A 16756-nucleotide genomic window follows, 5' to 3' on the forward strand; every position below is an offset into this window, starting at 1 on the left:
TCCCACTTCTCCTATAGCGACCTCTTCACGCTTCGTTGCGTTTTGATCTTGCCAGACGGGACCCAAGTTGCAGATATACTCTTGCTCAATCCAAATGGGTAGTGGTGCGGGGCGGGCACAGCCCTCGGCCAAATGGCGTTAACTGTAGAGGTTTATTTTGGCGGAAGCAGGCGGCCCGGCAACGCAGGCGGGCATCAGGTATCAGGATGAGGTTGCGGCGCTTTATCTGGGAAGGATGCTTGATCCACGAGAGCGTCCAAAATATGACCAGCCGGTGCAGCTGAGGGTCGAAGCCCCTGGCGCCGTCGACGATTTTGTCGTCCGATTTGCCGACGGCTCCCGACGTTTTTTCCAAGTCAAAATTTCTCTTGAAGCCAATGGGCACGCCTGGAATTCACTCTGGCATTCGTTTGGTCGACAGATTCGCTCTGACTTTGAACCAGAGGATCGTATCGAGCTCGTTTTGGGAAAACCCTCACAGCTCGCGTCAGAGCTGATAGAAATCACAAGACGGTTGGAGAGCTCTGATCTGCCCGAGTGGTTTGCCCGACTGACTTCCGGACAGCAGCGCTTAGTACGATCAATTCAGCAACTGCTTGAGGCTGAAATTGAATATGTCTGGGGAATTCTAAAGCACCTGTACGTGCAGGTATGGCCCGCTGATGCGCTTGTCCGCGATCATGTACCGCTGTGGATTCCGCCGTCTTCGGTGACATCGGATAGGCTTTTCAAAATCCTGGCATACATGGTGTGGGAGGGAGCCGATGTCCGCATGCAATTTGATGGGCCGACGCTTTATGAACGGCTGCGGGGGGAGTCGGAAATCATTATTCAGGACTCCCCAAACTGGGGGAGCGCTGAGTACCGCGAGGCAGTAAGCAGAATTTCAGTTATTGACGTGCCCGGTACTGACTTCAGACGATCAGTTGATGGCTCCTATTTGTGGCCTCAGTGCCTGCGATACGATCGTAATCGCGTTGCGGACTTCGATGACGATCTACGGGGCTTCCGAAATCTGATTTCCATGGACAGTGTGGATCTACAAACTTTTCCAAGTGCGGACCTCAAGGGCGTTGTACTAGTCGCCGGCCCTGGATTTGGCAAGACCACGCTTGTTCACGCGATCGCCCATCGGTGTGCAAGCTCAAGTCTTCTACCTGCGGTCGTTTCGGTCACGAAGCTTTCCGACTCCGATCTGGGTATCGCTGACTACCTATCTGGGGTCTTGAACAATGACTTCGACGTAAAGATCGATTGGCGTCTTGCCGCGACTGCCGGATTACTTGTCCTGCTGATCGATGGTTTGGATGAGGTGTCGAATGAGCGGCGAAGAGTGATTCTAGAACGGCTGGATTTCTACCGCGCCCGCTATCCCGGCGTGCGCTGGCTGATGACCGTGAGGGATGCCGCAGCGCTTGCTCCGCCTGACGGGGCGACCGTTCTGGAACTAGCACCGCTGCAGGACGAGGATATACGGCGGTACGTCGATTTCTACAGAACCGGTGAAACTGGAGTCGCAGAGATTCTATTGAGCAGAATGGCTGCGCGACCAGATCTTGCGCACCTTGCCCGAATCCCGATTTTTTTGGCGCTCATGCTAGTAATGAAACAGGAAGGCCAGGACCTTCGTCGCAGCGATCTGCTGGACTCGTATGTTGAAATGTTGCTCAGGCCAATCAAGGTTTTCCAGCCTGATGAGATCAATACCAGCGTCTTGCGAAGGATCGCTGAAATAGCTGCGTTTGAGGCTCTTGAGAACGACACCATCGGTTTGAAATTACGGGATTTTGAGCGCTGCACCAGGGGCGTTGATTCGGCTCTAAATCCGGACCAGATGCGAGATGCGCTACTCAAACGTGGAGTGCTTCGCAAGGACGGGCTTGTCGGACTGAGATTCCCATTTCCGATCATCCAGGAGTACCTGGCATCGTCAGAACTGCTTGAGAATCATAGCGAAGATCTTCCCACGCGGTTATCGATGATTGTACGTCGACCATGGGCTCAGGCGATGCAGTTTGCCTTGGAGCGGCATCCAAACCCGGCAGGGTTGGTCACCGAAATTCTTGAGGCCGAAGACGATGTCTTTCACACCGGTTTGAGATTGGTAGGGCGCTGCCTTGCGAATGGAATGAAAGTTTCAGAAGCTCAACTGCAGGTGGTGGGGGAGCGTTTCGCGAGAGTCTGGGGGAGGACGTCATGGCGATCCGCTCGGCTGATTGACGGAATCATAGTGGATGCGCTGACGCGTCCGTTGCACTCTGCGATCCGAGCCCGGCTTGGCGATCGGGCGCTGATTTACCACGGGGCCGACACCATTGTTGCGAGATTGCAAGATAACAATCTGACGCTTGAAGTGCTGAGCCAACTCCTTGAAGGCGACATCGAGCATATGTTGAATATCGGAGAGCTTCAAAAAGAAGTCGATCGTTTAGGTGACTCAGCGTTGAATCTCTACCTTTCAAGGTGTCGCCTTCTTGCCACATCAGATGAAGAGCGAGAAGCGCTCAGCTGCCTGATCGGACATATGAAGATCGGCTCAGTCGAACCTGATATGGCCCGTTCCATCGCTCTTGATAACTCACTTCCGATAGCGGTTAGGCTCGCTGTTTGGAGTAAATCCATGAGTCCGCTGTCTCCGGAGATTGAAGCCCTGATCATCGATGGGATTTGTGGGGACGGCTATCACCCTCAAGCAAGTGCGGCGCTGGCTTTGTCGACAACGGAGGTTGGCACTACCTCCGTAATTCGAATTCTGACCTCGCCTCGGGTTCCGCAGAAAAACGCCTTAGACGTAATGGAGTATCTCATTACCGACTGGGAGGCTAATGGGCTCGAGCAAAATATCCACGAGATCGCTAACGCAAATAATTTGCCAGAAGAATTCCGGGATTTGGCATTACTTTACTTGCTGGGTCAGCGCACTCCCGGCGTCCTTGAATTGCTTCTTGATCGCCTTCCCACTATGACGTACGAGATGGTAAATTCCACGGTTTCCATGTTTGGTCACTATCTCGACAGGGCTGCTGTGGAAAGAGCCGTATCTGCGATAGCAGCTAGAGGGTGGGACACTGAAGCACGGTTGGGTTTGGCTGGTGCATTTGCGGCAGGGTTGCTTTATCGCGTCAAGAGAGTGGGGAGGGGGGCGGGTCTAATGGAGTTCATCCCGCCGCACCCCGGACGAACCGCTGCTTCGGCGCTGCTGGATGAGTGGTTAACGCGTGAAGACTATGATCCACGGCAACGACTGCGGATGGCTTTAGAAGCTGCTCGTTTGGGTGCACCAAGGGCACTTGAGAGTCTTCGCCCCACTTTTTATGCGGCCATGAATGCTCCGCGTCACGATGAGTATGGAGACGATTCAGTAGCAGGTCTCGTACTGGAATTGCTTCACGCTGTTGGAGAAGCCCCTGCGCTTGAGGAGCTTGAGCGCATTGCCAGCACCGCAGCATACAACCTGGCGTCGGCCGTTATAACCATCATTGCAAAAGGTGGTACGAACAATGAGGTTGAATGTCTGATCCGCGTGTATGAAGCCTCGGCGGACGGGCACCTGAGGTTGGCCATCCTTGGGGTTCTGGAACCGCTTTGTGGACATCTGGGAATCAAGATTACACGCTCAGATCGGCAGTTGATCGCGTCATTCTCTCAGTAACGGAAGCAGCGTTGTCTTCGGGTGAGGGAATGATCAGGGGAGGCGAATGCCTGGGGGACACGATTAGGGCATTGCCTGTTGCACCACGCTCGTTTTGCCGTGTGATCTTTCGCAAAACAGAGCGCCCCGAGGCGCCTTGTTTTATAGCCCGCCCAATGCTCAGATCGGATTCAAAAGCAATCCTCAGCAGCTCTCTGCGCACAACAATAGAGTCCGCACACCTCTTGCCATTCGCGTTAATCGCCTTGGCTGCTCAGATCGTCTCCTGCATGGACCATGTCTCTATCAATGGCAATGGCCAGCATCATGATCCCTTCAGTGACTTGAAGTCACGCTAGGCACGGTAAGGTGCCGAATGGCGAGCAGTCTACAGTCCGCTTCTGGCCGAAAGCGGAAAAAAAATATGCCGCAGAATGACGAAGTCAGATTTTTTTTATGGTTGAACAAAAAACGGGCGCCTTCAGCGCCCGTTTTCATTCACTCTTTCGTCTGCGCCCGCAATCGCCGACCGATCACATCCATCAAGTCACAGCCATCCCGCAACGGAATGGCCAGCAGCTGAGAAAAGTCCTTCAACACAACCGTGTCGCAACCAAGCTCGGCGCGGTAGGCGATGTTTTCCAGCACCTGAGTTACCGTCCGAATTCGGTAGTCAGCCGCGGCTTGCAGAACGTCGAGTGGTGCTTGAGTGTCGATGAGCAGGGAGGCCGGGATCAGGTCGATTCCGGTGAGGGGCATGTATCTTTCCATAGATGAAACTCCGATCAAGGCAAAGGTTGACTGTCCCTCAATCGTCGCCAAACGAATGGGTGACAGCTGTACGCAGGTTGGCGAACCGGGATCGGGATACCGGCAGACCCGAAGGTCTCCCGCGCACAGCTGCCATAAAGACAACTTTGCGGGCATGCAAAAGCGACTGCATTAAAGCACAGTGCTTTTGCATCCGATCCGATCAGGTCGCCAAACCCGAATCGCCATATTGGGCGACGGGTCGGACTATAAGCTTCATAAGAAAGGCGGGGAAGGTGAGGGATTCCGAGGTTTGTGTAGGAAATTTTATGGTCGTCCTAGGACGCTTACGCCAGGGAATGTGATGGCAAGCTAAAACCGCGGCACACTGCCGAAAATGAAACGGGCGCCTGACAAGGCGCCCGTTTTCATTTACTCCACCGCCTGCGCCCGCAAGCGACGGCCGATTACACCCATCAAGTTCACAGCCATCGCGCAATAGAATCGCCAGTCTAAACCTGGCCTGCGCAGGCTACTTTTCATGGAGAACCTAACCACCGCATTTCTCGATCAATGTTGCATACGACTCCGGATGATCGATGGACATATTGGACGCCTTAATGCCATCACTTAGGATGGCACAGTCAGGTGATGACGATGGTGCTCCGTTTGAGATGGATGCCTTGATGGGGACGCTGGAGTGTTTGGCTGATCCAGCATAAGAATCATCCATACTCTTGATTGACTGCCTTAGGTTTAGTATTTCCCCCAACATCTGCTGCTGCATATTACCAAGTGCGCCGAAGCTTTCTTTCTGGATCGCTTGAATAATTGGGTTTTGACTCAGAAGCTTTGGGTTCAAAGCCGTTTTCTTAAACCCCCAGGCATAAAACTGATTGGTTACCTTTGCGCCATAAGGACTGATTTGGCCTTCTTCATTAAAAACTGCCTTTGTGATTAGCTCCCTCGACTCATCGCTCAGTTTATTTATAACAGCAGACTTCAAGTATTCTTTAGGGTCTTTAATTAGCTGGTATTTGTCTTTTATTTCTGAAACAAGTTTGTCTGACTTGATGACGTCTGAAAATATCTTGTCAGTGCTTGGAGATTCCAGGCTTTTTTGTGCACGCGCGTCCTTCATGCATTGATAGGCATCATCCGAGGCTCTAACTAGTGCGCAATGATATTCAGCATCCTGGCAGTGTGGCCACGCCAAAATTCCTTTGTATACACGCCCGGTTAAATCGTCACATTCCATGCCCTTTGATATGTTTGCGCTGGTTGACGAAATGCAACTTAGTTCCTTTTCAAATTGCGCATGCAAAGCGTGGTAGGCCTCGTCCTTGTACTCCTTGCAGTTTTCAATTGTTTCGACGAATGGGCGACTCGGAACGGGCTTGTTCGCGGCCATACTAATGTTTGGAGAAATGACAGCGGCGCAAGCCAGAAACAAGCCGCTTATTACCAGTTGGCGGTTTTTCACTGTTCTGTCAAAACGTGTATTCCAGAAGGTAATTTTCATTTTCATCGACCATCAGTATTTTGTGAGATTAATCACATTGGCCATTGATTGGTTCTTTTGTAGCACATCAAATTTGCAGCAACGGCTCTGTTCGCAATCGCGCCGTATTTGTTGATTACCGCCACGCACAGTGAGGAGTCGCGAATGCCCGAACAATCCGATATGGATAGTTTTCCCGATTTTATATTCCTTTCGAACTCCTCATCGGTAGTGCCGAGAGCATCTACCTGCTCCGCGGTACTCACCGCTTCACGCGCAGTCCTATCGTGCTCAACCGCTTGCTGGAGTGATTGTTGTATGGCTGTTTGAGGAGAAAGGCCCATCTGGTTGATTTTCAACATGGTTGTATGCATGTCAGTTGACATAATTTCGCTTCTTATGCTGTTGACTTCAGTTGGGCGAAATTTCTTTAGCCGACTGCCCAGGTAAGAGAGGTTTTTTTCGCAACCTCTACCGGGCATATATTTGGCATCATTGAAGGAACTGGTATCAGCCGTAGGCGTTTCTGCAATACCGGCCGATGAATTTGAGGCCAGCAAATTCGCTGACGAGTCAGATGAGTCTGAGTTACTGTTTGAGCTAAAGATGTTTAGCGACTGCTGCATAATTTGTTGGCCTTGGGCGGCGTCCCCAGACTGCTGTGTTGCGACGAGACCCAGCAACACACTGACGGCCGCACCTACCATCTCAAAGGTACCGTCGTCAGAACCGGTTTGGCTACTGCCGCTGCCCGTGGTGGATGCGCAGGAAGTCAATGTCAAATGTATGGCGAGGTAAAGCAGAGTGTATTTTTTCATGATTGTCTGCTCATGAGTTGTTTAAGTGTTATTTCAATGGTTTATCCTTTAGTCCAATTTTATTAACAGCTTAGTTGCTAATACTGCTTGGATTAGCGAGCTGATTTGAGTGTAGAGGCAGTTTGATATTGCTGCAAAAAATTATTATTTGTAAACTTAATGAAACAGTCGGCTGGTTTAAGAGTGCATACGTTTGCGGTGTGATCACGATATTGTGAGTGTTCTTCTTTACGCCTTTTTTCCGGCGCCTGAATAGTGACGAGTTGCTTATTTGGATGTTTCAAGGCGAGCGCTCAAAATTGTCCTGTTTTGGTCGTACTTTCCTCATATCGGTTGGTTGTTTTTGGCAAAAACCAATCTACCTAAACCAAAAAATCAAGAGTCTCTGCTCTCGGTTTCTCTAGCGTAGAATCCCCAAAACTTGTCCCACCCCGAGACGGATCCTCAATGCAAACCCCAACCACCCAACACCCCCTCTGGAAAACCTACCTCCTTTTCCTCGCCCCCATGGTCCTCTCCAATTTCCTCCAATCCATGTCGGGCACCGTCAACAGCATCTACATCGGCCAAATGCTCGGCACCCAAGCCCTGGCCGCCGTCTCGGGCATGTTCCCCATCGTCTTCTTCTTCATTGCCCTGGTCATCGGCCTCGGCGCCGGGGCGGGCGTGCTCATTGGCCAAGCCTGGGGCGCACGTGAGCCGCATCTGGTGAAAACCATCGCCGGCACAACTCTGCTGTTGGGCGCAATGATCGGCTTAACGGCAGCAATCCTCGGCAGCGTGTTCGCCCGCCCAGCCTTGCAGGGTTTGGGCACCCCAGCCGACGTTCTCGACGACGCCGTGTCCTACGCCCACGTGATGATGTGGATCATGCCGTCGCTGCTGGTCTACGTGCTCTTCACCCAACTGCTGCGCGGGGTGAGCGATACGGTGTCGCCGCTGATTGCGTTGGTGGTGTCGACCTGCATCGGGTTGGCGCTCACACCGGCGTTGATTCGCGGTTGGTTCGGCTTGCCGATGTTGGGGATTCAGAGTGCGGCGTATGCGGGGTTGGTGGGTAACCTGTCGGCGATGGGGTGGCTGGCGTGGCGGTTGATCAGCAAGGGGCATCCGTTGGCGCCGGATCGGGAGATGTTTGCGGCGATGCGGCTGGATCGGGTGATTCTTGGCAAGGTGTTGCGCATCGGGTTGCCGACCGGGTTGCAGATGGTGGTGTTGTCGGTGTCGGAGCTGGTGATTCTGGCGCTGGTGAATCAGCACGGTTCGCAGGCGACGGCGGCGTATGGGGCGGTGACGCAGATCGTCAATTACGTGCAGTTTCCGGCGTTGTCCATTGCGATCACGGCGTCGATTCTTGGGGCGCAGGCGATTGGGGCAGGGCGCATCGAGCGGATCGGGCCGATTCTGCGTACGGGGCTTTTGATTAACGTGTGCCTGACCGGTGGGTTGGTGCTGTTGGGTTACGTGTTGTCGCACTGGTTGCTGGGGTTGTTTCTGACGGACGATTCGACGCGGGCGAAGGCTGAGCATCTGTTGCACATCATGCTGTGGAGCCTGTTGTTATTTGGCTTTCAGGCGATCATCGGCGGGATCATGCGCGCGAGCGGCACGGTGTTGGTGCCGATGGCGATTTCGATTGTATGCGTGGTGGGTGTGCAGTTGCCGGTGGCGTATGTGCTGGACGGGCGGTTTGGGTTGCAGGGGGTGTGGATGGCGTTTCCGGTGGCTTATTTGGGGATGCTGGTGTTGCAGACGCTGTATTACAAGCTGGTGTGGAAGCATCAGAAGATTGAGCGATTGGTGTAGCGTAGCGCTCACGGGGATCTGCGTTTGTTGTTGTGTTTTTGGGGCTGCTTCGCAGCCCAGCGTCGGAACGCCGCCCGGAGCAAGCTCGCTCGCCACAATGGGATGCAGGTGTTGCGGTTGGTGTATGGGCAACTTGTGTGGTGTAGATTGGATCCCTGTCTCAATCATGAAACATAATAAGTATGACTTTATTAGTTGTGGATACGAGTGGATCTCTATTGCACTTATCGTTAGTGAGATAACAACTAATGGATCCAATGGAAGAATCTCAAGCCTCATCTAATTTACCAAGCCAGTTAGTGCGCGGCTTTCAGGAAAGTTGGAGGTTCTTCATCGAGGCGAGTTGCATCATCTGAACTAACCGTTTGTCGGTAGTCTGCTCAAAAAATGAACATTTGAGCTTCGAGGCCCTCAGATACTCCAGCACGTCACCATGACCTGCTCCTGCAACCGCAGAAAACAAGTGGACACCCAACCTCATATGCATTGACTGCAAATGAGGATTTTTTTACCTGAAATTCAGGAGCCAACACATAACCGGTTGCTTATTTGCCAGGCAAATCAATCGGTTCAGCCGTGCCAGGTCTATGATTTGGCTTGTCTTGTATCAGTCGGATCGCACAGGGTATTTAACTTGATTAATACCCCGTCAAACTAATGATCTGAACTGTAGAAACAGTTGGAGATACCACCGTGACAATAAATACAATCATGAGTCTGGTCGAAAATAAAGAATGCATGGAGTTTGTGCGACTGGGTGTTATTTATGCCCACTTGGTCGCTTGTTGTGTTGCCATTGGTCTGGTGTTGACCAGTGATATTGCCATGGTCAAGAATTTGTTGAAGGGCAAAGTATTGTCGGAGCACGATAATGCTCATCTGGAAAGTCTTCAAACGTCTGTCGTCTTTGCATTGATTGCTTTGTGGTTCACCGGTATTGCCATTGTGGGTATTGATTACCTGGAAAAAGGAATCGATTACTTCAAGAATCCAAAGCTTCAGGCCAAAGTGATCATTGTCATGTTGCTGACTTACAACGGCATCTTGTTGCATCGCCTGGTGTTGCCGGCCATGCAAAAGGCGGGTTCGCTGCTCAAGCTCGGGTTCAGCGCACGGATGCTGGCGCTGTTTTGCGGTTCGCTGTCGGCAGTGTCCTGGATGTATGCCGCCCTGCTGGGCGTCGGACGCCCGTTGGCCTGGAAGTATTCACTTGCCGAATTGTTGATGGCGTATCCGCTGTTGATTGCGCTGGGTTTCCTGACGATGCTGGCATTGACTCAACGAGTGAAACAACAGCACTACGCTGTAGTGCCGCAGCGGACCGTTGCGAGTGCTTGCTAGCCTTGGCTGAACTTCCCGGGTATCGCCGGTTTTAAAAAAGGGCCACCTGTAACAGGGTGGCTCTTTTTATTTGCGCCAAAAGTTGCGGCAGTCTTCGAGTTGCCTTCGCGATCGGGCGTGCTTGCTGTCACCCACCTTCAGACTGACAATCGAAGGTGATGCAAACCGACAGGCGTGATCGCCTGGGGAGGTTTTCAACATGAATCCTTCATCGCCCACCGTTCTGCAAGATCGCGCCGATGCCGGTCGACGGCTGGTGGCGCCGTTGCTCAAGTACGCGCATCGCGCTGATGTGATTGTCCTCGCGTTGCCCCGTGGCGGTGTGCCGGTGGCTTATGAAGTGGCGTCGGCGCTGGATGTTCGTCTCGACCTGATGCTGGTGCGCAAACTCGGCGTTCCGACTCATCAGGAGTTGGCGATGGGCGCGATCGCCAGCGGCGGTATTCAGATTCTCAATGAACACGCGTTGCGGGCGCACCCGATTGATCAGGCGACATTCGATGCGGTGGTCGCTCGGGAAACCCGGGAGTTGTTGCGGCGTGAGCAGGCTTACCGGGGAACGCGTGCGCAGGTAGCGCTGAAGGATCAGGTGGTGATTCTGATCGACGATGGCCTGGCGACGGGCGCTTCGATGAAGGCGGCGATTCAGGCGGCGCGGGTGCAGAGGCCGGCGCGGATTGTCGTTGCGGTGCCGGTGGCGCCGGTCGAGACGGCGGAGGCGCTGCGCCGTGAGGTGGATGAGTTGGTGTGCCCGGTGACCGCGGAATGGTTCATGTCGATCGGGCATTGGTACATGGATTTTTCCCAGACGCCGGATGCCGAGGTCATCAGGCTGTTGCAGCGGGCGTGGCAGAAAGAGGCGAGCGACGCCGGGCAGCGCTCCGGTCAGGAGTGACGCTGCACACTCACGGAATGAACCCGTACCGAAGGGGTCAACCAGTAAGGCCACCCACGGACAATCGCCATGCCTAGCCACTGCCGCATTTCGACCAAGGCGCACGAAAATCAGGACCCGCATGGACGCGGCTGAATCGGCGCTGATGGCGGCACGCGCGCAGTTCGCGATCACCATCAGTTTTCATATTGTGCTGGCCGCGCTCACGATCGGTCTGGCCAATTTTCTGATGGTGCTTGAAGCGCTTTGGCTGTGGCGTGGCCGACAAATCTATCTGGATGTTTACCTTTACTGGCTGAAAATATTCGCGCTCACCGTGGCGGTGGGCACGGCGTCGGGGCTGATTCTGGAATACCAGTTCGGGCTCAATTGGTCGCGGCTCTCGGTTCAGGCCGGCGATATCCTCGGCCCGTTGATGTTCTACGAAGTGCTGGCGGCGTTTTTTCTGGAGGCGGGTTTTCTCGGCATCATGCTGTTCGGCCTGAAAAAGGTTGGCCCTCGGCTGCATTTTTTCGCCACCTGCGCAGTCGCGGTCGGCTCGTTGATCAGCGCGTTCTGGATCCTGTCGGCCAATTCCTGGATGCAGACGCCCGCCGGTTACGTCATTGGTGCCGATGGTCGCTTCATGGCCGATAACTGGTGGGCGATCATTTTCAATCCGTCGTTTCCTTATCGGCTGGCGCACATGACCTTGGCCGCGCTGCTCGGGACGGCGACTCTGGTGGCGGGTGCCAGTGCCTGGCAACTGTTGAAGGCGCCGCACAACCCGCGTGCGCGTCTGCAATTTTCCATGGCGCTGTGGACGATTGTCGTGCTGACACCGCTGCAAATTGTGGTGGGTGACCTGCATGGTCAGCACAGCCTCAAGGTGCAGCCACAGAAGGTCGCGGCCATCGAAGGTTCGTGGACGCGACCGCCTGAGGGCGCGGGCGAACCGCTGCGTTTGTTTGCGATTCCGGACATGGCCGAGCGGCGCAATCACTGGGAAGTGGCGATCCCGCGCATCGGTTCGCTGTACCTGACGCATGACCTGAGCGGCACCATCGCTGCGCTGGATGAGTTCCCGCCTGAGGACATTCCGCCGGTGCCGCCGGTGTTTTTTGCGTTTCGCTTGATGGTCGGTCTGGGCCTGTTGATGCTGGGGCAGGGGTTGGTCAGTCTGGTGTTGCGCTGGCGAGGGCGGTTGTACGCGGCGCGCTGGATGCTGCGGGTGTGTGTGCTGATGGCTCCGGCGGGATTTCTCGCGATGCTCAGTGGCTGGGTCGTGACCGAAGTGGGGCGGCAACCCTTCACCCTCTATGGATTGCTGCGCACGGCAGACAGTGTGTCGTCGGTGTCTCGCCAGCAGGTGGTCGGCTCGACCTGGTTGATTCTGCTGTTTTACCTGCTGATCTTCGGCATCGGGCTGTGGGTGTTGCTGCGGATACTGCGCAAGCCACCGCATGAGGACGAGCCAGGGCCGCAGCCGACCCTGGCGGACGAGACGGGTGAACCTTGATGGACACTGACTGGATCACACTGCTGTCGGCGGCGGCCCTGGGGTTCTCGGTCATGAACTATGTGCTGCTCGATGGCACTGACCTCGGCGTCGGCGTGTTGATGGGCGTTACGCGAGGCAGCCGGCATCGCCGCACGATGGCGGTGACGATCCTGCCGATCTGGGACGCCAACGAAACGTGGCTGGTGCTCGGAGGCGGCGGCCTGCTGGCGCTGTTTCCGCTGGCTTACGCCATCCTGCTGCCGGCACTTTATTTGCCTTTTATCCTGATGTTTTTGGCGTTGATTCTGCGCGTGGTGGCATTGGAGTTTCGCGACTACTCGCCCAATGCCGCGATCAAACGTGGGGTCGATGGCTTGCTGATGTGCGGTTCAGTGCTGGCCGGTGCAACTCAGGGGGTGGTGCTGGGCACGCTGGTTCAAGGCATCCCTGAACAGGCCGGGCAGTACAGCGGTGACGGCTCGGAGTGGCGGGGTGTGTTTCCGCTGTTTTGTGGTGCCGTGCTTGTGGTGGGCTACACGTGGTTGGGGGCCAGTTGGCTCTATTGGCGCACTGAAGACGAACTCCAGCGGCGCTCGGCGTTTCAGGCGAAGGTGTTGGCCTTGGTCACCGTGCTGTTGTTGATCGTGTTGGTGGCCTGGACCGCGACACTGGACACGCGCTATAGGCAGCGGCTTGCCGATTGGCGGGTGTGGATGCCGGCAGTGACGTTGCTCATCGCGCTGCTGATCGGCTTTGTGCTGGGGTTTCGCAGTCGCCTTCATGCGCTGCCACTGTTCGCGGCATTGGGCGTTTTCGTGTTGGCGTTTGCCTTGATGATCGTGGCGCTCTTTCCGCTGATCGTTCCGCCGTACCTGACCTTGCAAGCGGCTGCGTCCAGCCCGACCAGCCAGAAATTCATGCTGATCGGTTTTGCCGTGCTGATTCCGGTGACGCTGATCTACAACACCTACGGCTTCCGCGTCTTCAGCGGCAAGGTGCGTGCGGTGCGGGATTGAACCTCAGGCCTGAACCCAGCGTTGCCGACTCCAACTGCTCAAGCTATCGACGGCGAAAACCAGGATCAGCATCGCCAGAATCACCGTGCTGGCTTGCGCTTCCTGAAACAGGCTGAGGCTGACATAGAGCATTTGCCCCAGGCCACCGGCGCCGACGAAGCCGAGCACACTGGCCATGCGGATGTTGTTTTCCCAGCGGTACAGGATGTAGGCCAGCAGCTGCGGGAACAGGTTGGGCAGGGTGCCGTAACAGAAGGCCGACACGGCGTTGCCGCCCTGCAAACGGATGGCGTCGGCCGGTTCCGACGGGGTGTTTTCCAGCGCTTCGGCGAACAGCCGACCGAGCACGCCGGTGGTGTGCAGCGCCAGTGCCAGCGTGCCGGCGTTGGGGCCGAGGCCGGCGGCGAGCACCATCAACGCGGCCCACACCAGTTCCGGCACGGCGCGCAACGCGTTGAGCAGCAGCCGCGATGCGCTCTGCAACGGCCAGCCGAAACGCCCGGCCGCGGGCAATGCCAACAGCAAACCAAACACCGCCGCGAGCAGGGTGCCGAGGGCGGACATGGCGATGGTTTCGAGGGCGCCTTGGGCGATGGCCTGCAGGTGATTCGGGCTCAGGTCCGGGCTGAAAAAGCGCTGCGCATAAGCGCCCATCTGGTGCAGGTTGCCGGTGTTGCCGAGTTCGCCGAGGTCGATGCCGAGGTAGATGAACGAGGCGATGACGGCGGCGCCGATGCCGAGCAGCAGGGCCAGGTTGAACAGGCGATTCATGTCAGCCTCCAGCGCAGCAGGCGGCTGAGTTGATCGGCGAGCAGCACCAGGACGAGGAACGTCAGCAACAGACTGGCCACTTCGCCGCCGGCGAACATGCGCAACGACAGGTCCATCTGCTGACCCAACCCGCCGGCGCCGACAAACCCCATCACCACCGAGGCACGGATCGCGCATTCCCAGCGATACACCGTGTACGACAGCAGCTCCGCCGAGACATTGGGCAGGATCCCGTAGAAAAACGCCGCCAGCCGACCACTGCCGGACTGCAACAACGCATGGGCCGGGCGTTGATCCACCGACTCGAAAATTTCCGCGTAGACCTTGCCCAGCATGCCGCTGTAGGTAATCGCGATCGCCAGCACCCCGGCGGTCGGGCCAAGGCCGACGGCACGCACGAACAGCAGGGCCCAGACGATTTCCGGCACGCTGCGCAGGAAAATCAGCAGACCGCGCACCGGCCAGCGCAGCAGTTGACCCCAGTAACTCGGGCGCCCCGCGCGCGACGCCGCCGACAACGACAGCGCACGACTGGCCAACAGGCTGGCGGGAATCGCCAACAGCAACGCCAGGGCCATGCCAGCCGTGGCGATGGCCAGGGTTTGCAGGGTGGCTTGCAGCAACAACTCGATGAACGCCGCGTCATGTGCCGGGGGCCAGAAGGCGGACACGAACCGGCCGATTTCACTCTGGCTGTCACTCGCGACCAGCACGCCGAGGTCCAGCTCGCTGTAGTGGATGCCGGGCCAGAGCAAGGCGATGGCCAAAAGGCTGAGCAGTAGACGCGGCAGGGCCGCGGGATCGCGGGTGTCGGACGTCAGCATCGGGGAATCTGCACACTCAAGTGAGCGGGCGGCACTGGCGAGCGCTCCAGCTGCTCGTTGGCGTAGAGCGCGTCGAGCTGCTCGCGGTCGACGGCGCTGGCCGGCAGGTCGAACAGAATCTGCCCGTCACGCAGGCCGATGATCCGCGAGAAGTGCGCCAGGGCCAGCTCCACCGCGTGCAGGCTGGCGACCAGCGTGACGTTGTGCTCCCGGGCATGGCGGCAGAGCACCGACAGCGTGTGCTCGGCCAGCACCGGGTCCATCGCCGAGACCGGCTCATCGGCCAGCAACACCTCGGGCGCTTGATACAACACCCGGGCAATGCCCACGCGCTGCAACTGTCCGCCGGACAACTGCTGGCATTGCGTGAACAGTTTGTCGCTCAGGTCCAGCCGGGCGAGGGCGGCACGCGCCCCCGGAATATCCAGCGGATAGAGCAAATTCAGCAGGCTCTTGCCCAACCCCCATTGCCCCAGCTTGCCGGCCAGAACCGCCGTGACCACACGCTGGCGCGGTGGCAACGGCGGCGCTTGATGGATCAAACCGATGCGTGCGCGCAGGCGCTGACGCTGACCGGCCGACAGCTGCCAGGCACGTTCGCCGAGCACTTGCAGCTCGCCGTCGCCCGGTTTCAGCGCGGTGGCCAGCAGGTTGAGCAGGCTCGATTTGCCCGCGCCGGACGGGCCGATAATGGCGACCTGTTCGCGGGCGCCGATGTGCAAATCCACGCCACGCAGCGCCTGAACGCCGTTGGCGTGGGTGAGGCTGACCTGGGTCAGGTGCAATGTCATTTGAGTAGTTCGGCGGCGCGTGCGGCTTCCTCGATGCCCTTGTAGTTTTCCGGGCTGGTTTCGATGAAACGGCTGGCGGCCTGCAAATCGAGAATTTCCTTGTCCTTCGGCTTCGCCGGATCAAGTGCGAGGAACGCGGCTTTGATCTTGGCCGCCAGCGCCGGGTCGAGGGTCCCGCGCACCGTCCAGTTGTAGTCGAAGTAAGCCGGGGTGGTCGCAAACACCTTGACCTTGTTGGTGTCGACCTTGCCGGCCGCGACCAGTTTTTCCCAGACGCTGGCGTTCAGCACCCCGGCGTCGACCTTGCCGGCCTGGACCCAGGCGACCGTGGCGTCATGCGCACCGGAATAGCCGACGCGGCTGAAGTAGGTTTCCGGCTTGATGCCGTCCTTCAGCATGAAGTAACGCGGCATCAGACTGCCCGACGTGGAAGACACCGAGCCGAAGGCAAAGGTCTTGCCCTTGAGGTCGGCGAGGGATTTGACGGCGGGATCGGCGGTGATGAACTTGCTGGTGAACTGCGCATCCTGCTCGCGTTGTACCAGTGGAATCGCGTTGCCGGTTTTCAGGCGTGCCTGCACGAACGTGAAACCGCCGAGCCAGGCCATATCGATCCGGTCAGTGGCCAGCGCCTCGACCACGGCCGGGTAGTCACTGACGGGCACGAACTCGACCTTCATGCCCAATTGCTGCTCCAGATAGGCGCCCAGCGGCTTGAATTTACGCAGCAGTTCAGTGGGCGCTTCATCGGGAATCGCGCTGACTTTCAGGGTCTCGGCGGCCTGCGACAGCAGGGTGCAAAAAGACAGGGCCAGGCCGGCAGTCAATGCCAGGGTACGTTTGAGCATGGAAATTCTCCGGTGCATTTACGGAACACTATAGAGGTGCGCCGGGCACACGCAGGTGACGGCAAGGCGCTTTTGTGAGGTTAGACGAGCGTAGCGGGGCAGATTGCTTCAGGCCTTGGTGCAAGTGTGACGTGGATGTCAGCCAGGGGGAAGCCGAGGCGGTAAATACCGTTCGTCGGTGAGGTGCGTTATCACCTGTTGACACCCGTGCGTGTTTGCGTGAATATTAATCCATCGCACACGACACAATCGAACGCGACAAGAAATCAAACCCCATTGCACCG

General features: G+C 56.8%; 13 protein-coding genes. 6 read left to right on the top strand and 7 right to left on the bottom strand.

The window, feature by feature from the left end:
• The first annotated feature begins 157 nt into the window (after positions 1-157).
• Positions 158-3652, top strand: a complete 3495-nt coding sequence (locus tag J2Y86_RS29890; protein WP_253439895.1) for an NACHT domain-containing protein — start codon at positions 158-160, stop codon at positions 3650-3652.
• Between the two features lie 477 nt (positions 3653-4129).
• On the opposite strand, the gene J2Y86_RS29895 is transcribed toward J2Y86_RS29890, so the two are convergent.
• The 3 genes from J2Y86_RS29895 to J2Y86_RS29905 all read right to left on the bottom strand — a co-directional run bounded on the left by J2Y86_RS29895 (position 4130) and on the right by J2Y86_RS29905 (position 6700).
• Positions 4130-4402: a hypothetical protein gene (locus J2Y86_RS29895; RefSeq protein ID WP_253439898.1), complete on the bottom strand. Its 273-nt coding sequence runs from the start codon at positions 4400-4402 to the stop codon at positions 4130-4132.
• 529 nt (positions 4403-4931) lie between these two features.
• Entirely contained in the window at positions 4932-5903 is a 972-nt protein-coding gene (locus tag J2Y86_RS29900) for a hypothetical protein (RefSeq protein WP_253439901.1), read from the bottom strand.
• A gap of 32 nt (positions 5904-5935) precedes the next feature.
• Positions 5936-6700 carry a hypothetical protein gene (locus tag J2Y86_RS29905; RefSeq protein WP_253439904.1) on the bottom strand — a complete coding sequence of 255 codons (765 nt, stop codon included), beginning with the start codon at positions 6698-6700 and terminating at the stop codon, positions 5936-5938.
• Between the two features lie 447 nt (positions 6701-7147).
• Between J2Y86_RS29905 and J2Y86_RS29910 the strand changes: the two genes are divergently transcribed.
• The 5 genes from J2Y86_RS29910 (at position 7148) to cydB (ending at position 13238) form a co-directional block, all read left to right on the top strand.
• On the top strand, positions 7148-8506 hold the full coding sequence (locus J2Y86_RS29910; protein ID WP_253439907.1) for an MATE family efflux transporter: 1359 nt from the start codon (positions 7148-7150) through the stop codon (positions 8504-8506).
• A 693-nt stretch (positions 8507-9199) separates the two neighbouring features.
• Positions 9200-9847, top strand: a complete 648-nt coding sequence (locus tag J2Y86_RS29915; RefSeq protein ID WP_253439910.1) for a hypothetical protein — start codon at positions 9200-9202, stop codon at positions 9845-9847.
• Positions 9848-10046: 199 nt separating this feature from the next.
• On the top strand, positions 10047-10742 hold the full coding sequence (locus J2Y86_RS29920; protein WP_253439913.1) for a phosphoribosyltransferase: 696 nt from the start codon (positions 10047-10049) through the stop codon (positions 10740-10742).
• Between the two features lie 121 nt (positions 10743-10863).
• The gene (locus J2Y86_RS29925) at positions 10864-12240 is read left to right on the top strand and encodes a cytochrome ubiquinol oxidase subunit I (RefSeq protein ID WP_253439916.1); all 1377 of its coding nucleotides are present in this window, start codon (positions 10864-10866) and stop codon (positions 12238-12240) included.
• Entirely contained in the window at positions 12240-13238 is a 999-nt protein-coding gene (cydB, locus tag J2Y86_RS29930; protein WP_253439919.1) for a cytochrome d ubiquinol oxidase subunit II, read from the top strand. Before J2Y86_RS29925 ends, cydB begins: the two co-directional genes overlap by 1 nt.
• Positions 13239-13241: 3 nt before the next feature.
• On the opposite strand, the gene phnE is transcribed toward cydB, so the two are convergent.
• Genes phnE through J2Y86_RS29950 form a run of 4 tightly spaced genes read right to left on the bottom strand, consistent with a single transcriptional unit; the run spans position 13242 to position 16472 of the window.
• Positions 13242-14009 carry a phosphonate ABC transporter, permease protein PhnE gene (gene phnE, locus J2Y86_RS29935; protein WP_253439922.1) on the bottom strand — a complete coding sequence of 256 codons (768 nt, stop codon included), beginning with the start codon at positions 14007-14009 and terminating at the stop codon, positions 13242-13244.
• Positions 14006-14833 carry a PhnE/PtxC family ABC transporter permease gene (locus tag J2Y86_RS29940; RefSeq protein WP_253439925.1) on the bottom strand — a complete coding sequence of 276 codons (828 nt, stop codon included), beginning with the start codon at positions 14831-14833 and terminating at the stop codon, positions 14006-14008. The genes phnE and J2Y86_RS29940 overlap by 4 nt, the downstream gene beginning before the upstream one ends.
• Positions 14827-15624 carry a phosphonate ABC transporter ATP-binding protein gene (locus J2Y86_RS29945; protein WP_253439928.1) on the bottom strand — a complete coding sequence of 266 codons (798 nt, stop codon included), beginning with the start codon at positions 15622-15624 and terminating at the stop codon, positions 14827-14829. The genes J2Y86_RS29940 and J2Y86_RS29945 overlap by 7 nt, the downstream gene beginning before the upstream one ends.
• Positions 15621-16472: a putative selenate ABC transporter substrate-binding protein gene (locus J2Y86_RS29950; RefSeq protein ID WP_253439930.1), complete on the bottom strand. Its 852-nt coding sequence runs from the start codon at positions 16470-16472 to the stop codon at positions 15621-15623. Before J2Y86_RS29950 ends, J2Y86_RS29945 begins: the two co-directional genes overlap by 4 nt.
• Between the last annotated feature and the right edge of the window lie 284 nt (positions 16473-16756).

Source organism: Pseudomonas migulae (assembly GCF_024169315.1).
GTDB classification, from domain to species: Bacteria; Pseudomonadota; Gammaproteobacteria; order Pseudomonadales; family Pseudomonadaceae; genus Aquipseudomonas; species Aquipseudomonas migulae_B.

Coding starts and splice junctions, on each gene's coding strand:
- J2Y86_RS29920 (WP_253439913.1), top strand. CDS start 10,047: ATGAATCCTTCATCGCCCACCGTTCTGCAAGATCGCGCCGATGCCGGT.
- J2Y86_RS29910 (WP_253439907.1), top strand. CDS start 7,148: ATGCAAACCCCAACCACCCAACACCCCCTCTGGAAAACCTACCTCCTT.
- J2Y86_RS29905 (WP_253439904.1), bottom strand. CDS start 6,700: ATGAAAAAATACACTCTGCTTTACCTCGCCATACATTTGACATTGACT.
- J2Y86_RS29945 (WP_253439928.1), bottom strand. CDS start 15,624: ATGACATTGCACCTGACCCAGGTCAGCCTCACCCACGCCAACGGCGTT.
- J2Y86_RS29900 (WP_253439901.1), bottom strand. CDS start 5,903: ATGAAAATTACCTTCTGGAATACACGTTTTGACAGAACAGTGAAAAAC.
- J2Y86_RS29925 (WP_253439916.1), top strand. CDS start 10,864: ATGGACGCGGCTGAATCGGCGCTGATGGCGGCACGCGCGCAGTTCGCG.
- phnE (WP_253439922.1), bottom strand. CDS start 14,009: ATGAATCGCCTGTTCAACCTGGCCCTGCTGCTCGGCATCGGCGCCGCC.
- J2Y86_RS29895 (WP_253439898.1), bottom strand. CDS start 4,402: ATGGAAAGATACATGCCCCTCACCGGAATCGACCTGATCCCGGCCTCC.
- J2Y86_RS29940 (WP_253439925.1), bottom strand. CDS start 14,833: ATGCTGACGTCCGACACCCGCGATCCCGCGGCCCTGCCGCGTCTACTG.
- cydB (WP_253439919.1), top strand. CDS start 12,240: ATGGACACTGACTGGATCACACTGCTGTCGGCGGCGGCCCTGGGGTTC.
- J2Y86_RS29950 (WP_253439930.1), bottom strand. CDS start 16,472: ATGCTCAAACGTACCCTGGCATTGACTGCCGGCCTGGCCCTGTCTTTT.